This window comes from uncultured Cyclobacterium sp. (assembly GCF_963976465.1).
GTDB lineage: Bacteria > Bacteroidota > Bacteroidia > Cytophagales > Cyclobacteriaceae > Cyclobacterium.
In genome coordinates this window covers 1-4,575 of the sequence record NZ_CAXBOC010000459.1, presented here as the reverse complement: position 1 = coordinate 4,575, position 4,575 = coordinate 1, and the positions used below count along the sequence as shown (strand labels likewise).

Here is a 4,575-nt window from a genome sequence, read left to right as displayed (position 1 = left end):
CAGCACGCAATTTATATAGAGGAGCGTTTCAATAAGAATTACCCTGAATATTCAGGAAAGTTTTGCAGGGTGATTGACAACCAAACTGAAAAAGCTCAGGATCTTCTCGAGCGATTTGTGCTTAACAAGGAAGTGAAAGAGCCGCAAATAGCCATTTCTGTAGACATGATGGATACAGGGGTAGATGCGCCACGAGTGGTGAATTTGGTGTTTTTTAAGCCTGTCAGGTCAGTAGTGAAGTTTTGGCAGATGATAGGGCGTGGGACCCGATTGAGACCCAATTTATTTGGCCCGGAGAAGGATAAAGAAAGTTTTTTAATATTTGATTATTGCGAGAATTTCGAGTTTTTTGAAGTCAATCCGGAGGCAAGTGGAGGATCGGTTGGTCTTTCTTTGACCCAGCAAGCCTTTCAGTTGAGGATTGACTTGGCACTTGCTCTTCGTCAGTCCGGCAGTAAACCGGAAAATGATTTTGCAGAAACCTTAATCGATTTGCTTCATTCCCAGGTGGTCGCATTGAATGATAAAAACTTTGTGGTCAGGCACCATTTGGAATTTGTAGAGAAATACAGGAAAAAGGAAGAATGGATGGATATTGGTCCTTCCAAATTACAAGAAATAGCAGAGCATATTGTCCCCTTGCTTAGCCCGGACGAAAGCGATCATGTGGCTGCCCGAGGATTTGATGTGTTGATGCTCAATTATGAGCTGGCACTTAAAGGTGGAAGAGTCACTGCTAAATATGAGAACCGACTCACTACAGCCTGCCGGGTATTGGAAAAGAAGGGGAATATACCCTTAGTGGAAGCCGGAATGCCTACCATTAAAAAGGTGCTGATGGAAGGCTGCCTGCAGCAGGCAAATGTAGTTAATTTGGATGAAGTGCGGGTGGCACTACGTGAGTTAATGCAGTTTATGGATGAAATAGATCAACCTATCATCGAGACGCATTTTCAGGACTACCTGGATCTCTCCAAAATAGAAGAAAGGGATATTGTCCGGGACAGTACGCTTGAACCCTACAGAAGGAGAGTGGAGCGTTATTTGGAAGCGCACAAGGATCATTTGGTAATTAGTAAAATCAAAAATAACCAGCCCATCACAGCAGCAGAACTTGCTCAACTCCAGGCTATCTTTTTCAATGCCGAAGAGGTAGGTTCCAGAGAGGAATTTGAAAAGGAGGGCAAAGGGAAAACTTTGGCTTATTTTATAAGAGAGTTGATTGGTTTGGATAAAGAAGCGGTACAAGCTGCTTTCGCAGAATTTATTCAGCAACACAACCTTAATGCCGCACAGATCAAATTTTTAGATTTGATCATTGGGTATTTGACTCAGAATGGGGTGATTGACAAAAGAGCCCTGTTTGAATCCCCTTTCAAAGATATAAATGACAGCGGCCCTTTTGGCTTGTTTGATGATGCACAGGTTACCAAGATTATCAGTATTTTGGACAGGATCAATGGGAATGTGGATGCGGGGTGAGGTATGATTGAGTTATTTGAATCGATTAGGAATGTTATATGTTAAAAAACTAATCTTTGCATTTTTTTTGGGTGATTGGTTAAAGGGATTTATTAATCAATAGATTTAGAAGAGGATCAAATAGTGAATTTTCGAAATGAGTTTTAATTATAATTGTAAATTTTTTTCTATATAAAAGAACTAAAAAGTAAACCTGTAGGTTGATAATATGAAAATAGTCCCTATCTTTGAGCTCCCAAATACCAAGTTGTTGACTGTTAAGTATGATGGTCAAGAGCTAGATGCTTTGGAAACAATTCAAGGACAATGGAGCTCAACCGAATTTCTTCGAGAATTTTTCGGGAAGTTTAAAGATGATTATTATGCCAAATACGGTCGCAGTAAACTTAATACGCTTGTCGAGCAGGCCAAACAGCTTGCGGACAAACTCTTTGAGAAATTGTATGAATTGGCTGAAGATGAAGAAACCGATGCGCTTGCAAAATTTTTCAAGCCACTTGATAATAGGGAATTGGCTTCTGAACTTTATGAATTACAAAAATTAAAGGCAAGAGAAGAAAAACGCAAAAGTTATTTGCGGATTTATGCCATAAGATATAAAGAAAAGATTATCATAACCGGAGGAGCAATTAAGTTAACCGACAGAATGGAGGTTAGGCCCCATACTAAGGATACTAAGGATGAGTTAAACAAGCTGGAGCTTGTGAAATCATTCCTAGACAAAAATAATCCAGAGGTCACTTTCAGTTATATAGATGTAAATTAATATGTCAGCATTTAACAATAAGATTGAAGAAGCTATAGTAAAATCTCCTGTTTCCTCCTGGAAGCAAAAAGTAGAGTGGAGAAAGGCTAACAGAGGGTGGTTGAATAAATCAAGTGCCATTGCATTTAGGATTTTAGATGCTTTGGAGAAAAAGGGGTGGAAGAAAAACCGTCTTGCTAAAGAATTGGGCGTATCTCCGCAACAAGTGAGTAAGTATGTAAAAGGTGAAGAAAATTTCAAGCTTGAAACAATTTGCAAGCTTGAAAACGTGCTTGGAGTAGAGTTAGTAAGAGTAATCCAGTCGGATGAAGAAGTGGTGCTAAAGGATAAATAAACCTTGGTAAAGGAGCCAACGCCGCCAGATTATAATAAAAAGGAAGAATAGTCTTTTTTTTTTGAAAGAGGTGAAAATTTAAAAAGCCCGCTGCAAAGTGGGCTTTTTTACCCACCCTTGCTTGCCGATCCAGATCTGAGTGATTTATTATCAAAAAAATTTGAGGAAAAGATTTTGGTATTGGGTGCCGGGTCTCCACTTCTTAAAACATGTTGATTGTCGCCTTTTTCTTCAATTTGCAGCAACCACGGCAAAGCATGTTTTTCCAACTTGTAATACAGTCAAAAAAAGGGGTAATTTTTACCTAAAACCGTCTGGATACTAAAAGTGGATTTTAATAAAGAATGGTTAAGAAGAAACCAACCGAAATTATAGGAATATCATTATTTTTAAAATTATTGATCTCTTTTTTATAAGAAATATAGGTCTTATTACCATTTAAAATAAATCATTGTAAAGATGATTTTGTATATTAAATAAAAAAAGTAATTCATTGAATGAAAACGGAAAAAATAACTAGTGTAATAGAATTTCTGAATTTAGTACAGAATTTTGAAAACCAAGATATCGCCCAATGGTTCTTTAGAGGACATGGAGATTCTAGTTTTACCTTGGTTCCGGGTTTGTACAGACTAAATGTATCCGATACTTTTTCTAATTGGAAAGACATTGAAAAATATATGATGGATTCCTTCAAAAGGGAAGCTCTGCCTTATTTAAAAATCACACCAAAAAGTGAAGAAGAATGGTTAACTTTAGCCCAGCATCATGGCTTGCCAACCCGTCTTTTAGACTGGACAGAAAGTCCATTGATTGCATTATACTTTGCCGTTGAAAATTATATGAATTCAAAAAATGCTAATGTATGGTGTTTTGGTGTGGCTTCTACAAATAATTGCAAACCTCAAAGTACTTTCATAGCACGTAGGATTAACACTGAAATTTCTACGTGTATTCTGTTGCCAAATCATATTTCACCAAGGGTGACGAATCAGTTGGGATGCTTTACAATACACGATTTACCGGAAGATCGAAAACCATTTGTCCCGTTTGACAACCAAAAGTCTTCTCATAATTCATTCCGTAGAATTCTAATAAAAAAACAGCATAAAATAAAAATTTTGAATGAACTATACTTTCTTGGAATTCATAAAGGATTAGTTTATCCAGGTATAGATGGTATTACTCAAAAGATAAAATATGAAGTAACAACAGAGCACTCAAGAAATAGTAAATTTTAATTTAAACCACAGCTTGGAAGAAGCTGTATTTTTTTTAGGTAGTGAAAAAAATAAAACTATATATTTGATTTACTGGCGTATAAAATTCTCTTTCCTCTAAATGGTTTGCCAATGGTTTGCCAAAAAACGAAAAAAACCCCTCCAAATTCACATCTGAAGGGGTTTTGTGTACCCAGGGCCGGAATCGAACCGGCACGCCCGAAGGCATTGGTGTTTGAGACCAACGCGTCTACCAGTTCCGCCACCTGGGCAAGTGGGGTATTTCCCGTTCCTTGCTGAACGGGATGCAAATATGGGCAAAGAATTTTTTACAAACAAATATTTTGCCCCTCCGAAACCTCGATTTTTTATCTTTTTTATGGCCCAATCACACAAGGCCGATACTGCCAATGGGTTAATCCATTAATTATCAAAAATTTAAACTTCAAAATTGATAAAAATAGGACTGTCGTACCTTAAACCTAATAATTCTGCCCCATGCCCATGGTTAATGCCAATTTCCAATAAATCCAAGCTATTGAAGAACGCCCAACAATCGCCGGGTTCAACTTCATCGTAATTGGTTTGAAGTTGCTGAAGGGATTCCCTGCCAAAAACAATTTCAAATTTCCCCGGATTTAATTTCTCAAAGACCTCCTTGGGAATATTGGTGATCAGGTTGCCATAGATGTCTACCCGGAGCACATAGCCTACTATTTGTTTCTTGCTCGCCTTAAAGTGTCTTCCCATCATCTTTTTGATGGCTTGTAAAG

5 protein-coding genes and 1 tRNA gene are annotated in these 4,575 nt (G+C 37.6%); 4 read left to right on the top strand and 2 right to left on the bottom strand.

What is annotated here, in order from left to right:
- From AAC037_RS20240 to AAC037_RS20225, 4 genes are all read left to right on the top strand, one after another.
- Window positions 1-1,482, top strand: a 1,482-nt coding sequence (locus tag AAC037_RS20240; protein WP_339905159.1) for a type I restriction-modification enzyme R subunit C-terminal domain-containing protein, incomplete at its 5' end; no start/stop codon positions are given.
- Window positions 1,483-1,690: 208 nt separating this feature from the next.
- Entirely contained in the window at window positions 1,691-2,248 is a 558-nt protein-coding gene (locus AAC037_RS20235) for a hypothetical protein (protein WP_339905158.1), read from the top strand.
- Between the two features lies 1 nt (window position 2,249).
- The gene (locus AAC037_RS20230; RefSeq protein WP_339905157.1) at window positions 2,250-2,582 is read left to right on the top strand and encodes a helix-turn-helix transcriptional regulator; all 333 of its coding nucleotides are present in this window, start codon (window positions 2,250-2,252) and stop codon (window positions 2,580-2,582) included.
- Between the two features lie 497 nt (window positions 2,583-3,079).
- A complete protein-coding gene (locus AAC037_RS20225) occupies window positions 3,080-3,823 on the top strand; it encodes an FRG domain-containing protein (protein WP_303611627.1) in 744 nt (247 codons plus the stop codon).
- Window positions 3,824-3,992: 169 nt separating this feature from the next.
- On the opposite strand, the gene AAC037_RS20220 is transcribed toward AAC037_RS20225, so the two are convergent.
- Window positions 3,993-4,074: transfer RNA gene (locus AAC037_RS20220), tRNA-Leu, on the bottom strand.
- Window positions 4,075-4,240: 166 nt separating this feature from the next.
- Window positions 4,241-4,575, bottom strand: a 335-nt coding sequence (locus AAC037_RS20215; RefSeq protein ID WP_339905156.1) for an SAM hydroxide adenosyltransferase, incomplete at its 5' end; no start/stop codon positions are given.